This is a genomic window from Pseudomonas sp. zfem001 (assembly GCF_032621725.1).
In the GTDB taxonomy this organism is placed as follows: Bacteria; Pseudomonadota; Gammaproteobacteria; order Pseudomonadales; family Pseudomonadaceae; genus Aquipseudomonas; species Aquipseudomonas sediminis.
Map to the genome: position 1 here is coordinate 1,371,214 of NZ_JAVYJI010000001.1, position 16,669 is coordinate 1,387,882.

Below are 16,669 nucleotides of genomic sequence, written 5' to 3' on the forward strand. Positions count from 1 at the left end.
GTCTAAACTGCCCAGTATCTCGACTTGGTACTGTAATCACAGGCCCAGGCCACTCGACCAATCGGAGCAAGGATGCTCAACATGAAGCGCTGGATCGCTCTGCTGCTTTTCCCCCTCACCGCCCAGGCCAGCCCCTGCCCCGACTGGCCCTCCAGTCGCGCCAATTCCGAGCTCACCGCGCTCAGCCAGCAGATAGCCGAGTGGGACGACGCCTACCATAATCACGGCCGCTCGCTAGTGGCCGATGAAATCTATGACCAGGCACGCGAGCGCCTGCAATCCTGGCATCAGTGCTTCCCGACTGCCCATACGGCACTGGCAGACCCACTGGCTGGCAGCAGCGGAACGATCGCCCATCCGGTGCCGCAGACGGGACTGCGTAAACTGAACGACGCGGCAGTGGCCGAATGGATCAACAGCCGCGACGACCTGTGGATTCAGCCCAAGGTCGACGGCGTTGCGATCACCCTGGTCTATCGCAACGGCTCATTACAACAGGCCATCAGCCGCGGCGATGGACGCCATGGGCAAGACTGGACGGCCCGTGCCAGGCAGCTACCGGCCATTCCCACGCACCTGAAACAGCCACTCGATGCCGTGCTGCAAGGCGAGCTTTACTGGCGCCTGGACAACCACGTGCAGGGCCGCGACGGTGGCGCCGGGGCCCGCGGCAAGGTGGCAGGCCTGATGGCGCGACAAACGCTCGCCCCGCAACAGCTCGATGCCATCGGCCTGTTCGTCTGGGATTGGCCGGATGGCCCGGCGAACATGCCAGAGCGTCTGCATACCCTGCAGAAACTGGGTTTCGCCGACAGCCTGCACTACACCCAGCCCTTGCGGAACGCCAAGGAAGCCCACAACTGGCGTCAGCGCTGGTTCGATCAGCCGCAACCGTTTGCCAGCGATGGTGTGGTCCTGCGCCAGGGCACGCGGCCACCCGGCGCGCGTTGGCAGGCAGAAGCGCCGCACTGGGCGATTGCCTGGAAATACCCGGCCGGCCAGGCGCTGGCCGTGGTGCAAGCGGTGGATTTCAGTATCGGTCGCACTGGACGCATCACGCCGATCCTGCGTTTGCAGCCGGTCGACCTCGACGAGCGGCGCATCAGCCGGGTCGCGCTCGGCTCGCTGCAAGCCTGGGAAGAACTGGACATTCGCCCCGGCGATCAGGTGGCGATACGCCTGGCTGGCCTGACCATTCCGCGCCTCGACCAGGTGATCTGGCGTAGCCAGGAGCGCGCAGCGGTGCACGCACCTGACCCTCATCGATACCACGCCATGAGTTGCTGGCGACTCAGCGAGGAGTGCCAGCAACAGTTCCAGGCACGCCTGAACTGGCTCGCCGGCAAACAGGGGCTGAACTTACCCGGCGTGGGACCAGGCACCTGGAGCAAGTTACTGGCGGGGCAGAAACTGCATGGCCTGCTCGATTGGCTGGAATTCGACAGCGAACACCTGCAGCAACTGCCAGGTATCGGCCAACGGCGAGCCTCGCAGTTGCAGCAGGCCTTCGCCCAGGCCCAGCGGCGCTCACTGCAACAATGGCTGCAGGCCCTCGGCGCACCACCTGGCATCCAACTAGGCGCGGAGGATGACTGGGCCACGCTACTGGGTCGCAGCCACGCCGACTGGATGCAGCAGCCCGGCGTGAGCCAGAAGAGCGCTGAGCGTCTGTTGGCGTTCTTCAGCCACCCCGAGGTTCAGCGCCTGGGCACGCAATTGCAGGAGGCCGGCACCGTCGGTTTCCTGCCGCAGGAAAACTCTCCGCGCGGTTGACCCGGGTCAGCAGATGACTCACTCGGGTCGAACCTCACGCGGTAACCAGGGTCACTTCGAAGTAGACCTACACGAGGACAGACCATGATTCGTCAAACCGCTTTGCTCGGCCTGTTGCTGGCTGCCAATCTCAACGCCACGCCCATCCTCGCTGCAGAAGGCGACGGTGGCTGTGCGGCCAAGCGCCAGGTCATCGAGGAAAAGATCGAGGCCGCGCGCAAGAACGGCAACTCACAGCAACTGGATGGCCTGCAAAGGGCGCTAGGCAATGTGGAAATGAATTGCGACGACGCCACCCTGCACAGTGATCGCCTGGCCAGCGTCAAGGAAGCACGTGAGGAAGTGCAGGAGCGCGAGATGGATCTGCGCGAAGCCATGGGCAAGGGCGATCAGGAAAAGATCGCCAAGCGTCAGGCCAAACTGGCCGAGGCGCGCGCCGAACTGGAGCAGGCCGAGGCCGAAGCGCGCGCCGATCAGTAAGCGCGAAACGCCTTGTGGCAGGCCTCGCAACTGTCCTCGACGGCCTGCACTGCCGGCTCCAGTTCGGAGCGGCGTAGCGGCGGCGCGGTCGTCGCCTGAACCAGTGAGGCGGTGGCCTGCTCCAGCTCACGCGCCATCTTCTGGAATTGCTCCTGGCGCTGCCAGACCTCGGGATTGGCCTTGCTGCGCTCGTCGTCACGTACCTGCGGAAAGTGCTGCCAGGGCTCGTGCGACAGACGCTCGAGCTCGGCTGCGCCGCTGATGAATGCGGCTTCGTCGTAGGGAATACGATTGCGCAACATCCCACCGAGGTCTTCGCTGACCTTGAGCATCTCCTTGAACGCGGCTTGGCGCTTGCCCAACGGCGAGTCGGGGTCGACCCCACCACAAGCAGCCAGGGTCAGGCAGACGCAGGTGAGCAGCAGGAGTTTCTTCAAGGTCATCGACACGACTTCCAGGCGACAAGGGGCCGCCAGTATCGCGGCTAGCCCCGGTCGGGCCAAGCGACCTCTTGTCACAACGGATGCCTTTCCTACCCGGCAGTCAGCCAGTGTTCAGCTAGCGGACACCACGAACAACGCTGCGATCAGCCCCATCCCGGCGAACCACACCAGCGAGCGAACAGGGCCCCAGTCGGCCAGGTAGCAGATGAAATACAGCACACGGCTGACGATGAATGCCATGGCCAACTGGTCGAGCAGCGCTTGCTCGGCGCCACCGGCCTGGTGCGCAATGATCACTGCGGCGGCGAACGCCGGAGTCACCTCGAAGCCGTTGAGCTGGGCGTTGTTGGCGCGCTTGCGCCAGCCCTCAAGGGTACTCAGGAACGCGCGCGGGTCCTGATTGGCGCGCGGCCCGTAGCCGGGGCCAAGAAACTTGGCAGTGGCAGTGCCCAGGTAGGGCAGAAAGATGGCGATCAGTACGCACCAGTAGGCAAGGGTCATGGTGTGGCTTCACTCGAAAGGTCGGGAAACCAAGCCTGAGCGAGCGCCCCTTTACCGTCCATGGCCGCACCCGCCAATGATGCCGGCGCTTCGGCCAAGCCGGCAGCCATCCGCGCCAGCGGCGCTCAGTCCGTGAAGCGATCTCTGGCGTAGGTGATCGCGCTCTTGCCGTGCGGCTGCGGCTGACCGTCCTCGCCCAGATTGACGAACACCAGCTTGTCGATGGTCAGGATGCTCTTGCGGGTTACCTTGTTGCGCACTTCGCAGCGCAGGGTGATGGAGGTGCGGCCGAACTCGGTAGCAGTGATGCCCAGCTCGATGATGTCGCTCTGACGCGCCGAACTGACGAAGTTGATCTCGGAAATGAATTTGGTCACCACGCGCTGATTGTCGAGCTGGACGATGGCGTAGATCGCTGCTTCTTCATCGATCCATTTCAGCAGGCTGCCGCCGAACAGAGTGCCGTTGGGGTTGAGATCCTCGGGCTTGATCCACTTGCGAGTATGGAAATTCATGCAGTGTCCTCCGTGCCAGATTGGGCGCCCATGATGCGCCCGCAGCGCTGCGCTTGTCGTTGCATCGCTGGCTATGACAATCATAGCCAGGCAAATGCGACGGAAAGCCTTGGGCTGCGCCGCACACACGGCTATAATTTGCCGGTTTCACGCAACCGGCACCGCTCCGGTTGTGCCCGCCACCTGTCCGAGGGGCGCTGCAGCAGGGCAACCTGTCAGGCTCGGATGGGGCGTTAACCATACGCATCAACGGCGCCCATTCGCAGACAACGAATGGAGTGCTATTGCATGTCTTTCAATGATTTCAAAGTCGCCGACATTTCCCTGGCCGATTGGGGCCGCAAAGAGCTGATCATCGCCGAGTCCGAGATGCCGGCACTGATGGGCCTGCGCCGCAAGTACGCCGCCAGCCAACCGCTGAAAGGCGCGAAAATCCTCGGCTGCATCCACATGACCATCCAGACCGGCGTGCTGATCGAGACGCTCACCGCCCTGGGCGCCGAAGTGCGCTGGTCGTCGTGCAACATCTTCTCCACCCAGGATCAGGCCGCTGCCGCCATCGCCGCCGCCGGCATCCCGGTATTCGCCTGGAAGGGCGAGACCGAAGAAGAGTACGAGTGGTGCATCGAGCAGACCATCCTCAAGGATGGCAAGCCGTGGGACGCCAACATGGTGCTCGACGACGGCGGTGACCTGACCGAGATCCTGCACAAGAAATACCCGCAGATGCTCGAGCGCATCCACGGCGTCACCGAAGAGACCACCACCGGTGTGCACCGCCTGCTCGACATGCTCAAGGCCGGCACCCTGAAAGTCCCGGCGATCAACGTCAACGACGCGGTTACCAAGAGCAAGAACGACAACAAGTACGGCTGCCGCCACAGCCTCAACGACGCGATCAAGCGCGGCACCGACCACCTGCTGTCGGGCAAGCAGGCGCTGGTCATCGGCTACGGTGACGTGGGCAAGGGTTCGGCGCAGTCGCTGCGTCAGGAAGGCATGATCGTCAAGGTTTCCGAAATCGACCCGATCTGCGCCATGCAGGCCTGCATGGACGGCTTCGAGCTGGTTTCCCCGTACAAGAACGGTCTCAACGACGGCACCGAGGCCAGCGTCGACGCTGCGCTGCTGGGCAAGATCGACCTGATCGTTACCACCACCGGTAACGTCAACGTCTGCGACGCCGGCATGCTCAAGGCCCTGAAGAAGCGCGCCGTGGTGTGCAACATCGGCCACTTCGACAACGAGATCGACACCGCCTTCATGCGCAAGAACTGGGCGTGGGAAGAGGTCAAACCGCAGGTGCACAAGATTCACCGCACCGGCGCCGGCAGCTTCGATCCGACCAACGACGACTACCTGATCCTGCTGGCCGAAGGCCGTCTGGTGAACCTGGGCAACGCCACTGGCCATCCGAGCCGCATCATGGACGGCTCCTTCGCCAACCAGGTGCTGGCGCAGATCTTCCTGTTCGAGCAGAAGTTCGCTGATCTCTCTGCAGAGAAGAAGGCCGAGCGCCTGACCGTCGAAGTGCTGCCGAAGAAGCTCGACGAAGAAGTCGCCCTGGAAATGGTCAAGGGCTTCGGCGGCGTGGTCACTCAACTGACCAAGCAGCAGGCCGAGTACATTGGCGTGACCGTGGAAGGCCCGTTCAAGCCGGACGCTTACCGCTACTAATGCGTAGGGTGGGTAGGCCCCTGGCTTATCCACCGCCGACTTCCAGCAAGGTGGATGGGTAACGCCATCCACCCTAAGTCTCCAAGGCTAGAAACCCTATGAGCCAACAACGCCGCTACAGCTTCGAGTTCTTCCCTACCAAGACCGAAGCCGGGCATGAAAAACTGATGGATGTGGCGCGCCAACTGGCGACCTACAACCCCGATTTCTTCTCCTGCACCTATGGCGCCGGCGGTTCGACCCGCGACCGTACCGTCAATACCGTGCTGCAACTCGATGGCGAGATCAAGGTACCCACCGCACCGCACCTGTCCTGCGTGGGCGACAGCAAAGCAGAGCTGCGCGAGCTGCTGAACCTGTACAAGGATGCCGGCATCAAGCGCATCGTGGCCCTGCGCGGCGACCTGCCGTCGGGTATGGGCATGGCCAGCGGTGAGCTGCGCTACGCCAATGAACTGGTCGAGTTCATCCGCACTGAAACCGGTGATCACTTCCATATCGAAATTGCCGCCTACCCGGAGATGCATCCGCAGGCACGCAACCTCGAGGACGATATCGCCAACTTCGTGCGCAAGGCCAAGGCCGGCGCCGACAGTGCCATCACCCAATACTTCTTCAACGCCGACAGCTACTTCTACTTCGTCGAGCGCGTGCAGAAACTGGGCGTGGACATTCCAGTGGTGCCAGGCATCATGCCGATCACCAACTACAGCAAGCTGGCGCGCTTCTCCGACGCCTGCGGCGCTGAAATCCCACGCTGGGTTCGCAAGCAGTTGGAAGCCTACGGCGACGATGCCGACAGCATTCGCGTCTTCGGCGAACAGGTCATCACCGAGATGTGCGAACGCCTGCTGCAAGGCGGCGCGCCCGGCCTGCACTTCTACAGCATGAACCTGGCCGGGCCCAGCCTGTCCATTTGGAACAATCTCAAGCTGCCGCGCTAACAGGCCGCTTACTCACAGGCTGCCCACCCTGGGCAGCCTGTCCGCTTCACCCTCCCGCCTCGCCGCCGAAGGATCGCCCCCATGCTCAAACGCTCCACGATCAACGCCTCCGTCAGCCCCAAGGGCAGCCTGGAAACCCTCTCCCAGCGCGAAGTGCAGCAACTGCGCGAGACCGGCTCGGGCAGCGTCTACCGCCTGTTCCGCCAGTGCGCCCTGGCGATCCTCAATACCGGTTCGCACAGCGACAACGCCAAGACCATCCTCGAAGCCTACCCGGACTTCGAAGTGAAGATTCACCAGCAGGATCGCGGCATCCGCCTGGAGCTGATCAACGCGCCGGCCGACGCCTTCGTCGATGGCGAGATGATCGCCAGCACCCGCGAGATGCTGTTCAGCGCCCTGCGCGACATCGTCTTCACGCAAAGCGAGCTGGAGCACAAGCGCATCGACCTGGACAGCTCCGAAGGCATCACCGATTACGTCTTCCACCTGCTGCGCAACGCACAGACCCTGCGCAGCGGCGTCGAGCCGAAGATGGTGGTGTGCTGGGGCGGCCATTCGATCAGCACCGAGGAATACAAGTACACCAAGAAGGTCGGTCACGAGCTGGGCCTGCGCGGCCTGGACATCTGCACCGGCTGCGGCCCAGGCGTGATGAAGGGGCCGATGAAGGGCGCCACCATCAGCCACGCCAAACAGCGCAACCTCACCGGCCGCTACCTGGGCCTGACCGAACCGGGGATCATCGCCGCCGAAGCGCCAAACCCGATCGTCAACGAGCTGGTGATCCTGCCGGATATCGAAAAGCGCCTGGAGGCATTCGTTCGCGTCGGCCACGGCATCATCATCTTCCCGGGTGGCGCTGGTACTGCCGAAGAATTCCTCTACCTGCTGGGCATCCTCACCCACCCGGACAACCAGGACCTGCCCTTCCCGGTCATTCTTACCGGGCCGAAAAGCGCCGGGCCGTACCTGCAGCAGCTGCATGATTTCATCGGCGCCACCCTGGGCGAGGCGGCGCAGCAGCGCTACAGCATGATCGTCAACGACCCGGCCGAAGTAGCCCGCGAAATGGCCGCCGGCATCAAGGCCGTGCGTCAGTTCCGCCGCGAGCGCAACGACGCCTTCCACTTCAACTGGCTGCTGAAGATCGACGAGAGCTTCCAGCACCCGTTCGAGCCGACCCACGAAGCCATGGCCAGCCTCAACCTCACCCGTGAGCAGCCACTGCATCACCTCGCCGCCAACCTGCGTCGCGCGTTCTCCGGCATTGTCGCCGGCAACGTCAAGGAGAACGGCATCCGCCTGATCGAGGAGCACGGCCCCTACGAGATTCGCGGCGAAACCACCATCATGCGCCCGCTGGATCGCTTGCTGCAGGCCTTCGTCGAGCAACACCGCATGAAACTGCCGGGTGGCAGCGCTTATGAGCCCTGCTATCGGGTAGTCGACTGAGGCTGCGCAAGACGCACTTTCAAGGCACCTGCAAAATCGCTAACCTGGCGCGATGTCATTATTCCAGCGCCAGATTATCGCCACTCTTTTGCTATGCTGTTGCGCTTTCGCCGCCCGCGGCGAAACGCTGCGCCTGGTCACGGATGCCTGGGCGCCCTATGTCTACGAGGACAACGGCCAGGCCGCAGGCCTCGACTACGAAATAACCCGCGAGGTGCTGCAGCGCCTGGGGGTGACGCTGGACCTGCAATTCCTGCCCTGGAAGCGCTGCCTGTTGGCGCTGGAGCAAGGCCACGCCGATGGAATTCTCGACATATTCCACTTGCCTGAGCGCGAGGCAAGCATGCTGTTCGTCGAAGAACCACTGAGCGAGGTCGAACTCGTGCTGTTCTACGCACGTAACCGCCCCTACCCCTACGAAAGCCTGGAAGACCTGCGCGAGCTGGTCATCGGCATCTCGCCAGGCTACTGGTACAACGACGAAACCTTCCGCACCTCGACCCTGTTCAGACGTGAAGAAGCGCCGACTCATGAGGCCAACCTGGGCAAGCTGATCCGTCACCGCGTCGATCTGGTGGTCAACGATCGCCGCGCTGGGCTTTACCTTGGGGCACAGCTGGGCCTGCAAGGCCAGATCGACTACAACCGCAAAGCGGTCGGCCATGACCGCATGTACCTGGCGTTGCGCCACGACCCCAAGCTGGCGCGCCTGGCTGCGGGTTTCGATGCCGAACTGCGCCGTTTCAAACGCGAGCCCGCCTACGCACAGTTACAACTGCGTTACGCCAGCCCTGAACGCTTAAAGCCGTGAATCAACCGACAGGCTGGTAGCTGCGCAAGGCCTCAGCTCTGTTATACTCGGATCTTCCCGCCAGGCTTGCGCCCGGATGCTAGCCCTCAGAGACCAGCAGTACCGGACGGGATCACGCCCCCCACGTGTGATTCAAGCCAGGCTCTACACCCCCAGGGCCACGCCCTCACTTAGTACAGGATTGCTCATGTCCTTTGCCTCCCTCGGTCTCTCCGAGGCTCTAGTCCGTGCGGTCGAGTCCGCCGGCTACACCCAGCCCACTCCGGTGCAACAGCGGGCCATTCCCGCCGTGTTGCAAGGTCGCGATCTCATGGTGGCGGCCCAGACGGGTACAGGTAAGACGGGCGGTTTCGCCCTGCCGATCCTCGAGCGCCTGTTTCCGGGTGGTCATCCGGATCGCGAACAACGTCACGGCCCGAAACAGCCGCGCGTGCTGGTGCTGACACCCACTCGCGAACTGGCCGCCCAGGTGCATGACAGCTTCAAGGTCTATGCCCGCGATCTGAAATTCGTCAGCGCCTGCATTTTCGGCGGCGTTGGCATGAACCCGCAGGTCCAGGCCCTGGCCAAGGGCGTCGACGTGCTGGTGGCCTGCCCTGGTCGCCTGCTCGACCTGGCCAATCAGAAAGCCATCGACCTGTCGCACGTGGAAATTCTCGTCCTCGATGAAGCCGACCGCATGCTCGACATGGGCTTCATCCACGACGTCAAGAAGGTGCTGGCCAAACTGCCTGCACAGCGCCAGAACCTGCTGTTCTCGGCCACCTTCTCCAAGGACATCACCGACCTGGCCGGCAAGCTGCTGCACAACCCCGAGCGCATCGAGGTCACGCCGCCGAACACCACGGTCGAGCGCATCGAACAGCGTGTGTTCCGCCTGGCCGCCAGCCACAAGCGCGCGCTGCTCGCCCACTTGATCACCCAGGGTGCCTGGGAACAGGTGCTGGTGTTCACCCGCACCAAGCATGGCGCCAACCGCCTGGCCGAGTACCTCGACAAGCATGGTCTGCCGGCTGCCGCGATCCATGGCAACAAGAGCCAGAACGCGCGCACCAAGGCCCTGGCCGACTTCAAGGCCAACCAGGTACGCATCCTGGTGGCCACCGATATCGCCGCACGCGGCCTGGATATCGACCAACTGCCGCACGTGGTCAACTTCGAGCTGCCCAACGTCGAGGAAGACTACGTTCACCGTATCGGCCGTACTGGCCGTGCCGGCCGCAGTGGCGAGGCCATCTCGCTGGTCGCTCCGGACGAAGAGAAGCTGCTGAAAAGCATCGAGCGCATGACCAAGCAGAAGATCCCCGACGGCGATCTGATGGGCTTCGACGCCAGCGCCGTGGAAGCGGAGCGCCCGGAAGTACGTGAGCCACGCCAACCGCGTAATGCCGGGCAGAAAAAGCAGAAAGCCGAAGGCGGCGATAAGCCCAAGGGCGAGCGCAACAACGGTGGCCGCAGAGACAAGGGCAAGGATGGCGGCAGGGACCAGAAAGCCAAGCCGCAGCAGCAGGGCCAAGGTCAGAACCGTCGCGGCCAGCAGCCTCGCAACCAGAATCGTGGCGCAGCTCCGGCCGTTCCCGCACTGCCGCCGGATCGCGATCCAGAAGAGTTTCTCGACGACGAAATCGACAATTTCGGTAACCGTGCCGATTACGTCCCGGTGCAGAACAAGCCACAAGGTCGCGGCCGCCGCTCGGGCGGCGGTGCACCTGGTAATGGCGCTGCTCAGGGCCAAGGTCAGAGAGCCAACAGCAACAACAGGCAGCCCCGCAGCAACACTGGCGGTAACCCAGGCAATCCCGGCAAGAATCGCCGTCAAGGCGGCCAGGGTGGTCAAGGCCGCAACGGCGGGAGCCGTGGCCGACAGGCGGATGGTCGCATCACCTCGCTGGACCGCGACGAACTGCCACGCGCCGAAGCGGCCGTGCGCAACCCGCGCGAGAAGCAGCCGATCATCGTGCACAAGGGCTCGCGCCTGGATCGTTTCCCCAGCGCCGAGCAGCTAGACGAGTTGAGCAACAGCACTCGTCCACGCGGCGAGAAGCCGGCGCTGCTCACGCGTAATCGCGAAGAGTAAGCTGCCACGCAAACAAAAACGCCACCCCATGGGGTGGCGTTTTTGCTGGTGCGCTGGCTTGTCCGTTACGCTGGGTGCGTCGTGCGCACCGATGACTCGCCTCGCTCCTTTTCTTACTGACGCACACCTTCGACCGAGATGATCAGCTCCACGGTTTGCGAAGCCGGGCCGAGATCCATGGAGATGTCGAAGTCTTTCAGCGTCAGGGTGGTGGTGCCCTCGAAGCCGGCGCGGTAGCCACCCCACGGGTCCTTGCCCTCGCCGATGAACTTGGCAGCGATCACCACCGGCTTGGTCACGCCGTTCAGGGTCAGGTTGCCGGTCACGTCGGCAGTGCCTTCGCCAGTGGACTTGACCGAAGTCGATTCGAACGTGGCAGTAGCGTGCTTGCTCGCATTGAGGAAGTCGGCACTGCGAATGTGCTTGTCACGCTCGGCGTGGTTGGTATCGACGCTGGCAGTCTTCAGGGTCACGCTGACTTTGCTCGCCTCGGGATTGGCGGCGTCGAAGCTGAACTTGCCGTCGAAATCCTTGAAGGTGCCGTACAGCCAGCTGTAGCCCAGGTGGCTAATCTTGAAATTGACGAAGGCGTGCTGGCCTTGCTTGTCGATGGCGTAGTCTGCCGCCATGGCCTGGCCGCCGATCAGAGCGGAACCCAGAACCAGTGCAGCGAGGGCGTTCTTCAACATGGGTGTTCTCCTTGCGAGGTTGTCGATCTAGGTGGGCACGAGCCCGGTTATGAAGTGCGTCAGCGCCCGAACATCCGCAGCAGGGTGCTGTCGCGGTCGATGAAATGATGCTTGAGTGCGGCCAGACCATGCAGGCCAGCGAAAATCACCAGGCCCCAGGCCAGGTATTCGTGAATGACTCCGGCAATGTCTTCCTGTTGCGCGATACCGGTCAGGGTGGCCGGCACACTGAACAGACCGAACACCTCGATGCCACGGCCATCGGCAGTGGAAATCAGGTAGCCGGAAATCATCACGCCAAACAGGCCGAAATAGAGCACGCCATGACCCAGTTTGGAGGCCAGACGAGTGAGCTGACCGTGGCTGGCCAGAGCTACCGGCGCCGGGTTGAGCAGACGCCACAGCACGCGCAGCAGCATCACCGCGAACAGCAGGATACCGATACTCTTGTGCAGGTCCGGCGCACTCTGGCGCCACGGGTCGTAGTAACTGAGCCCCACCATCCAGAAGCCAAGGGCGAACAGACCGAACACGACCAACGCCACCAGCCAGTGCAGCACCACGCTGACCAGACCATAACGAGCAGAGGTATTGCGCCATTGCATGGGGAGCTTCCCTAATTCAGTGTCCGAGCAAGACTAACGACAAATATATCGATTTAAAGCGGAAAATTTCGCTATGAAACATCGAGAAATGCGATACCTCATTTCAGCCACCGCTGGCCGATCAGCTTAGTTGCACGCGCTCGTCGTAGAGTTCAGCAGCAGCGGCGCGGACGGCGCATTGCAGTAGACCGACGGTAGCGACCACGTCTCAGTGCTGGCTTCTGGTAGGCTGTGCCGCCGGACACTGGGAGATCGTTAATGAGCCTGAACCAACACTGGATGCAACGCGACCTCGACGTATTGTGGCACCCCTGCACCCAGATGAAGGATCACCAGCGCCTGCCGCTGGTGGCCATTCGCAAGGCCTCTGGCGTATGGCTCGAAGACTTCGACGGCAAACGCTACCTGGATGCCGTCAGCTCTTGGTGGGTCAATGTCTTCGGCCATGCCAACCCGCGTATCAACGCGCGCATCCGCGAGCAGTTGGAAAACCTCGAACACGTGATGCTCGCCGGCTTTACCCATCAACCGGTCATCGAGCTGTCCGAGCGCCTGGTGCAGATCACCCCGGTAGGCCTGAACAAGGTGTTCTACGCCGACAATGGATCCTCGGGCATCGAAGTGGCGCTGAAGATGAGCTTCCACTACTGGCTCAACAACGGCCGACCGGAGAAGAAGCGCTTCGTCACCCTGAGCAACAGCTATCACGGTGAAACCGTGGCGGCGATGTCGGTGGGCGACGTTTCGCTGTTCACCGACACCTACAAGCCGCTGCTGCTCGATACCCTCAAGGTGCCCAGCCCGGATTGCTACCTGCGCCCCGAGGGCGTGAGCTGGGAAGAACATTCGCGCGTCATGTTCGCCCACATGGAGCAAACACTGGCCGAGCATCACCACGAAGTCGCCGCGGTAATCGTCGAGCCGCTGATCCAGGGCGCCGGCGGCATGCGCATGTACCACCCGATCTACCTCAGGCTCTTGCGCGAGGCCTGCGACCGCTACGGCGTGCACCTGATCCACGACGAAATTGCCGTCGGTTTCGGCCGTACCGGCACGATGTTCGCCTGCGAGCAGGCCGGCATCACCCCGGACTTCCTGGTGCTGTCCAAGGCGCTGACCGGCGGCTACCTGCCGATGGCGGCGGTGCTGACTACCGATGAGGTCTATGGCGCCTTCTATGACGACTACGCCACCCTGCGCGCCTTCCTGCACTCGCACACCTACACCGGCAACCCGCTGGCCTGCGCCGCCGCCCTGGCAACGCTGGACATCTTCCGCGATGACGACGTGATCGAACGCAACAAGGCCCTGGCGGCGCGCATGGCCAGTGCCACCGCGCACCTGGCCGACCATCCGCATGTCGCCGAAGTGCGCCAGACCGGCATGGCTCTGGCCATCGAGATGGTGCAGGACAAGGCCAGCAAGGCAGCCTACCCCTGGCAGGAGCGGCGAGGCCTGCGCGTGTACCAGCACGCACTGGAGCGCGGCGCGCTGCTGCGCCCATTGGGCAGTGTGGTGTACTTCCTGCCGCCCTACGTGATCACGCCCGAAGAGATCGATTTCCTCGCCGAGGTGGCCAGTGAGGGCATCGATATCGCCACCCGAGAGTCCGTCAGCGTGGCGGTGGACAACCGTTACCCCGATCATCGCGATCCGGGCTGACTCAGGAGCGGTGCGCACAGCGCACCCTACAGCTAGAATTCGCGCCTCTGCTCAAGGTTGATACGTCATGCGCCTGTCCCGCTTCTTCATCGATGCCCCGCTCTCCCTCGGCCAACACGACCTGCCCGAAGCGCAGGCCCATTACATCGGCCGTGTGCTGCGCCATGCGGTGGGAGATGCCGTGCAGCTGTTCGACGGCAGCGGCCAGGAATACCTCGGTGAGCTGATCGAGGTGGGCAAGAAGAGTGTGCGTGTCGAGCTGCGCGAGTCTATCGCCGGGCTGAGCGAATCGACGCTGCGTATCCATCTGGGGCAGGGCCTGTCGCGCGGCGAGCGCATGGACTGGGCGATCCAGAAAGCCACCGAGCTGGGCGCCAGCGAAATCACCCCGATCGTCTCCGCGCGCTGCGAGGTACGCCTGAAAGACGAACGCGCCGACAAGCGCATGGCGCATTGGCGTCAGGTGGCGATCAGCGCCTGCGAGCAATGTGGCCGCTCGGTGTTGCCGGTGATCAACCCGCCGCTGGAGCTGGACGCCTGGCTGCAGCAGATCGAAGCCGACCTGAAGCTGGTACTGCACCCGGTCGCCGAGCCCTGGATCGGCCATGCCCCACCACGCTCCCTGGCTTTTTTGATCGGCCCGGAGGGTGGTTTGAGCGATGCTGAAGTCGATCAGGCAAAGAGTGCCGGCTTCCACGCAGCGCGCCTCGGCCCCCGAGTTTTGCGCACGGAAACGGCGCCAGTAGTGGCCCTGAGCGTCGCTCAGCAGTTGTGGGGCGACCTGTAAGCGCAAAATGTCGCCTTGACGTAACAAATTGTGACCTCAAGAGATTGCAAGACCGACAGTCTTTGTCATGCTCTGCGCGCCGCACGCGCGACCCGCTCACCAGCAACCCGCGCGCGGCCGAGGCCGGCGCCCCGCAGCGTCGTTCTCTTCCAATAACAAACAACGGGCCTCGGCCCCGCCCAAAAGGCGGCCGCATGCCCAGGAGCATTGCATGAACGAACTGGTCTCGACCCTAAACGGTCTGGTCTGGAGCCCGGCGCTGATCTATCTATGTCTCGGCGTTGGTCTCTACTTCTCCCTGCGCGGACGCTTCCTCCAGGTTCGCCACTTCAAAGAAATGATTCGCCTGATGTTCACCGGCAAGACCGATGAACATGGCATCACCTCCTTCCAAGCCCTGACCATGACCCTCGCCGGTCGCGTCGGTACCGGTAATATCGCCGGTGTGGCCACCGCGATCACCTTCGGTGGTCCGGGTGCCGTTTTCTGGATGTGGATGGTGGCCTTCCTCGGCGCCAGCTCGGCCTTCGTCGAGTCGACCCTCGGCCAGGTGTACAAGGAAAAGCTCAACGGTGAATACCGCGGTGGCCCTGCTTTCTACATCGAGCGCGGCCTGGGTCTGAAATGGTACGCCTGGCTGTTCGCCATCGTTACCGTATTCGCCTGCGGCCTGCTGCTGCCGGGCGTACAGGCCAACTCCATCGCCTCCAGTGCGCAAACCGCCTTCGGTATCGACCCGAACGTCACCGCGGCAGCCCTGGCAGTACTGATCGGCCTGATCATTTTCGGCGGCGTCAAGCGTATCGCCCACTTCACCCAAGTAGTCGTGCCGTTCATGGCGCTGGGCTACATCCTGGTGGCGTTGGTGATCATCCTGCTCAACATCAGCCAACTGCCGGACGTCATCGCACTGATCTTCAAGAGCGCCTTCGGCCTCGAAGCTGGTTTCGGCGCCATCGTCGGCATGGCCATTCAGTGGGGCGTGAAACGCGGCGTGTACTCCAACGAAGCAGGCCAAGGCACCGGCCCGCATGCCTCGTCGGCCGCAGCGGTCAGCCACCCGGCCAAACAGGGCCTGGTTCAGGGCTTCTCGGTTTACATCGACACCCTGTTCGTCTGCTCCGCAACCGCGTTCATGTTGCTGATCACCGGCCAGTACAACGTTCAGGCTCCCGATGGTAGCGCGCTGTTCACCGGTATCGCTGGCGTAGCCGCAGGCCCGGGTTACGTGCAGACCGCGATGGAGAACATGATGCCCGGCTTCGGTAACGCCTTCGTTGCCATCGCCCTGTTCTTCTTCGCCTTCACCACCATCCTGGCGTACTACTACATCGCCGAAACCAACATTGCCTACATCAACCGCAAGGTGAAGCGCCCCATCCTCACCCTGCTGCTGAAATTCGGCATCATCGCGGCCACCGTGTACGGCACCGTGCATACCGCTACTTTCGCCTGGGATCTGGGTGACCTCGGTGTGGGCCTGATGGCCTGGCTGAACATCATCGCCATCCTGCTCATGCACAAGGTCGCCTACAAGTGCCTGAAGGATTACGAGCAGCAGTTGGACGAGGGCAAAGACCCGGTCTTCCACCCCGAGAAGCTTGGCATCACCAATGCCGACTACTGGGATCAGGCTCCGTCTAAAGACGACAACCTGACTGCAGAGAAGTCCGCAGCGCAGCAACCACAGCGCTGATCACCTCAAGGCAGTAACGAAAAAGCCCCGGCCAGTGCCGGGGCTTTTTCATGGGCGATGCGATCGCGCTGGGTTATTTCAGATCAGGCCAGCATCGGCGAGCAGTTGCTCCAGTGCCGCCAGATCAGGAATACGCACCACGTCGTCACCGACGCGCGCAGCCCCAAGCTCCAGCGGAGCCAGTTCGACATCCGCCGCCGCCAGGTCGCTGCCGACCTTAAGCGAGCGCGGAATACCCTGCACCAGCAAGGCGATGAACTTGACCTTGGGACGACCGCCCAGGGCATTGATCACCGCAACGCGAGCGCCACTGGCAACCTGTGCCTGGCCACCGCTGGCGGCCTCGAAGGAGAGCAGCGGCAGGCGCAGGTCACGCCAGGCGATCTGGCCGAGAAACCAGTCGGGAGTACCGTCGGTCGTCTGCGGCGCGCGATAGGGAATCAGCTCCGCCACCGCCACGTTGGGCAGCAGCAAGGTGCGGTCGGCCAGCGGCACCAGCAAACCGGTGAGGCTGGCGGCGCTGTTCTGGGCGGCGACGGCTTGGCTCATTGAAA

The 16,669-nt window shown here is 63.0% G+C and carries 16 protein-coding genes and 1 riboswitch; of the genes, 10 read left to right on the top strand and 6 right to left on the bottom strand.

Annotated elements, in window-relative coordinates:
- Positions 1 to 81: 81 nt before the first annotated feature.
- Positions 82 to 1,773 (top strand): NAD-dependent DNA ligase LigB, encoded by a 1,692-nt coding sequence (gene ligB / locus RTH74_RS06425; protein ID WP_316914131.1) that lies wholly within the window; start codon positions 82 to 84, stop codon positions 1,771 to 1,773.
- Positions 1,774 to 1,857: 84 nt separating this feature from the next.
- Positions 1,858 to 2,253, top strand: coding sequence for a DUF1090 domain-containing protein (locus RTH74_RS06430; RefSeq protein WP_125834973.1), 396 nt, complete (start codon positions 1,858 to 1,860; stop codon positions 2,251 to 2,253).
- On the opposite strand, the gene RTH74_RS06435 is transcribed toward RTH74_RS06430, so the two are convergent.
- The 3 genes from RTH74_RS06435 to RTH74_RS06445 all read right to left on the bottom strand — a co-directional run bounded on the left by RTH74_RS06435 (position 2,247) and on the right by RTH74_RS06445 (position 3,712).
- Positions 2,247 to 2,696 carry a cytochrome c gene (locus RTH74_RS06435; protein ID WP_316914132.1) on the bottom strand — a complete coding sequence of 150 codons (450 nt, stop codon included), beginning with the start codon at positions 2,694 to 2,696 and terminating at the stop codon, positions 2,247 to 2,249. The genes RTH74_RS06430 and RTH74_RS06435 overlap by 7 nt on opposite strands.
- A 111-nt stretch (positions 2,697 to 2,807) precedes the next feature.
- The gene (locus tag RTH74_RS06440; RefSeq protein WP_279916531.1) at positions 2,808 to 3,197 is read right to left on the bottom strand and encodes an MAPEG family protein; all 390 of its coding nucleotides are present in this window, start codon (positions 3,195 to 3,197) and stop codon (positions 2,808 to 2,810) included.
- A 125-nt stretch (positions 3,198 to 3,322) separates the two neighbouring features.
- Entirely contained in the window at positions 3,323 to 3,712 is a 390-nt protein-coding gene (locus RTH74_RS06445; RefSeq protein WP_099522878.1) for an acyl-CoA thioesterase, read from the bottom strand.
- Between the two features lie 183 nt (positions 3,713 to 3,895).
- A riboswitch (S-adenosyl-L-homocysteine riboswitch) is annotated at positions 3,896 to 3,977 on the top strand.
- 23 nt (positions 3,978 to 4,000) lie between these two features.
- Between RTH74_RS06445 and ahcY the strand changes: the two genes are divergently transcribed.
- The 5 genes from ahcY to RTH74_RS06470 all read left to right on the top strand — a co-directional run bounded on the left by ahcY (position 4,001) and on the right by RTH74_RS06470 (position 10,676).
- A complete protein-coding gene (gene ahcY, locus RTH74_RS06450) occupies positions 4,001 to 5,389 on the top strand; it encodes an adenosylhomocysteinase (RefSeq protein ID WP_316914133.1) in 1,389 nt (462 codons plus the stop codon).
- 98 nt (positions 5,390 to 5,487) lie between these two features.
- A complete protein-coding gene (metF, locus tag RTH74_RS06455) occupies positions 5,488 to 6,333 on the top strand; it encodes a methylenetetrahydrofolate reductase [NAD(P)H] (protein ID WP_099522880.1) in 846 nt (281 codons plus the stop codon).
- 81 nt (positions 6,334 to 6,414) lie between these two features.
- Entirely contained in the window at positions 6,415 to 7,788 is a 1,374-nt protein-coding gene (gene ppnN, locus RTH74_RS06460) for a nucleotide 5'-monophosphate nucleosidase PpnN (protein ID WP_316914134.1), read from the top strand.
- 52 nt (positions 7,789 to 7,840) lie between these two features.
- Positions 7,841 to 8,599, top strand: a complete 759-nt coding sequence (locus RTH74_RS06465; protein WP_316914135.1) for a transporter substrate-binding domain-containing protein — start codon at positions 7,841 to 7,843, stop codon at positions 8,597 to 8,599.
- Positions 8,600 to 8,786: 187 nt separating this feature from the next.
- Positions 8,787 to 10,676, top strand: a complete 1,890-nt coding sequence (locus tag RTH74_RS06470) for a DEAD/DEAH box helicase (RefSeq protein WP_316914136.1) — start codon at positions 8,787 to 8,789, stop codon at positions 10,674 to 10,676.
- 113 nt (positions 10,677 to 10,789) lie between these two features.
- On the opposite strand, the gene RTH74_RS06475 is transcribed toward RTH74_RS06470, so the two are convergent.
- Both RTH74_RS06475 and RTH74_RS06480 read right to left on the bottom strand, forming a co-directional pair.
- The gene (locus RTH74_RS06475; RefSeq protein ID WP_106733649.1) at positions 10,790 to 11,365 is read right to left on the bottom strand and encodes a YceI family protein; all 576 of its coding nucleotides are present in this window, start codon (positions 11,363 to 11,365) and stop codon (positions 10,790 to 10,792) included.
- A gap of 59 nt (positions 11,366 to 11,424) precedes the next feature.
- The gene (locus tag RTH74_RS06480; protein ID WP_316914137.1) at positions 11,425 to 11,970 is read right to left on the bottom strand and encodes a cytochrome b; all 546 of its coding nucleotides are present in this window, start codon (positions 11,968 to 11,970) and stop codon (positions 11,425 to 11,427) included.
- Positions 11,971 to 12,228: 258 nt separating this feature from the next.
- Here RTH74_RS06480 and RTH74_RS06485 point away from each other — a divergent pair, with 258 nt between their 5' ends.
- The 3 genes from RTH74_RS06485 (at position 12,229) to RTH74_RS06495 (ending at position 16,115) form a co-directional block, all read left to right on the top strand.
- Positions 12,229 to 13,632: an adenosylmethionine--8-amino-7-oxononanoate transaminase gene (locus RTH74_RS06485; protein WP_296233255.1), complete on the top strand. Its 1,404-nt coding sequence runs from the start codon at positions 12,229 to 12,231 to the stop codon at positions 13,630 to 13,632.
- A 67-nt stretch (positions 13,633 to 13,699) separates the two neighbouring features.
- Positions 13,700 to 14,419: a 16S rRNA (uracil(1498)-N(3))-methyltransferase gene (locus RTH74_RS06490; protein ID WP_316914138.1), complete on the top strand. Its 720-nt coding sequence runs from the start codon at positions 13,700 to 13,702 to the stop codon at positions 14,417 to 14,419.
- A gap of 211 nt (positions 14,420 to 14,630) precedes the next feature.
- Positions 14,631 to 16,115, top strand: a complete 1,485-nt coding sequence (locus RTH74_RS06495) for an alanine/glycine:cation symporter family protein (protein ID WP_179546066.1) — start codon at positions 14,631 to 14,633, stop codon at positions 16,113 to 16,115.
- A 78-nt stretch (positions 16,116 to 16,193) separates the two neighbouring features.
- Here the strand turns inward: RTH74_RS06495 and RTH74_RS06500 are convergent, their stop codons facing one another.
- Complete coding sequence (locus tag RTH74_RS06500; protein WP_316914139.1) at positions 16,194 to 16,664, bottom strand: chemotaxis protein CheW; 471 nt, start codon at positions 16,662 to 16,664, stop codon at positions 16,194 to 16,196.
- Positions 16,665 to 16,669: the final 5 nt, after the last annotated feature.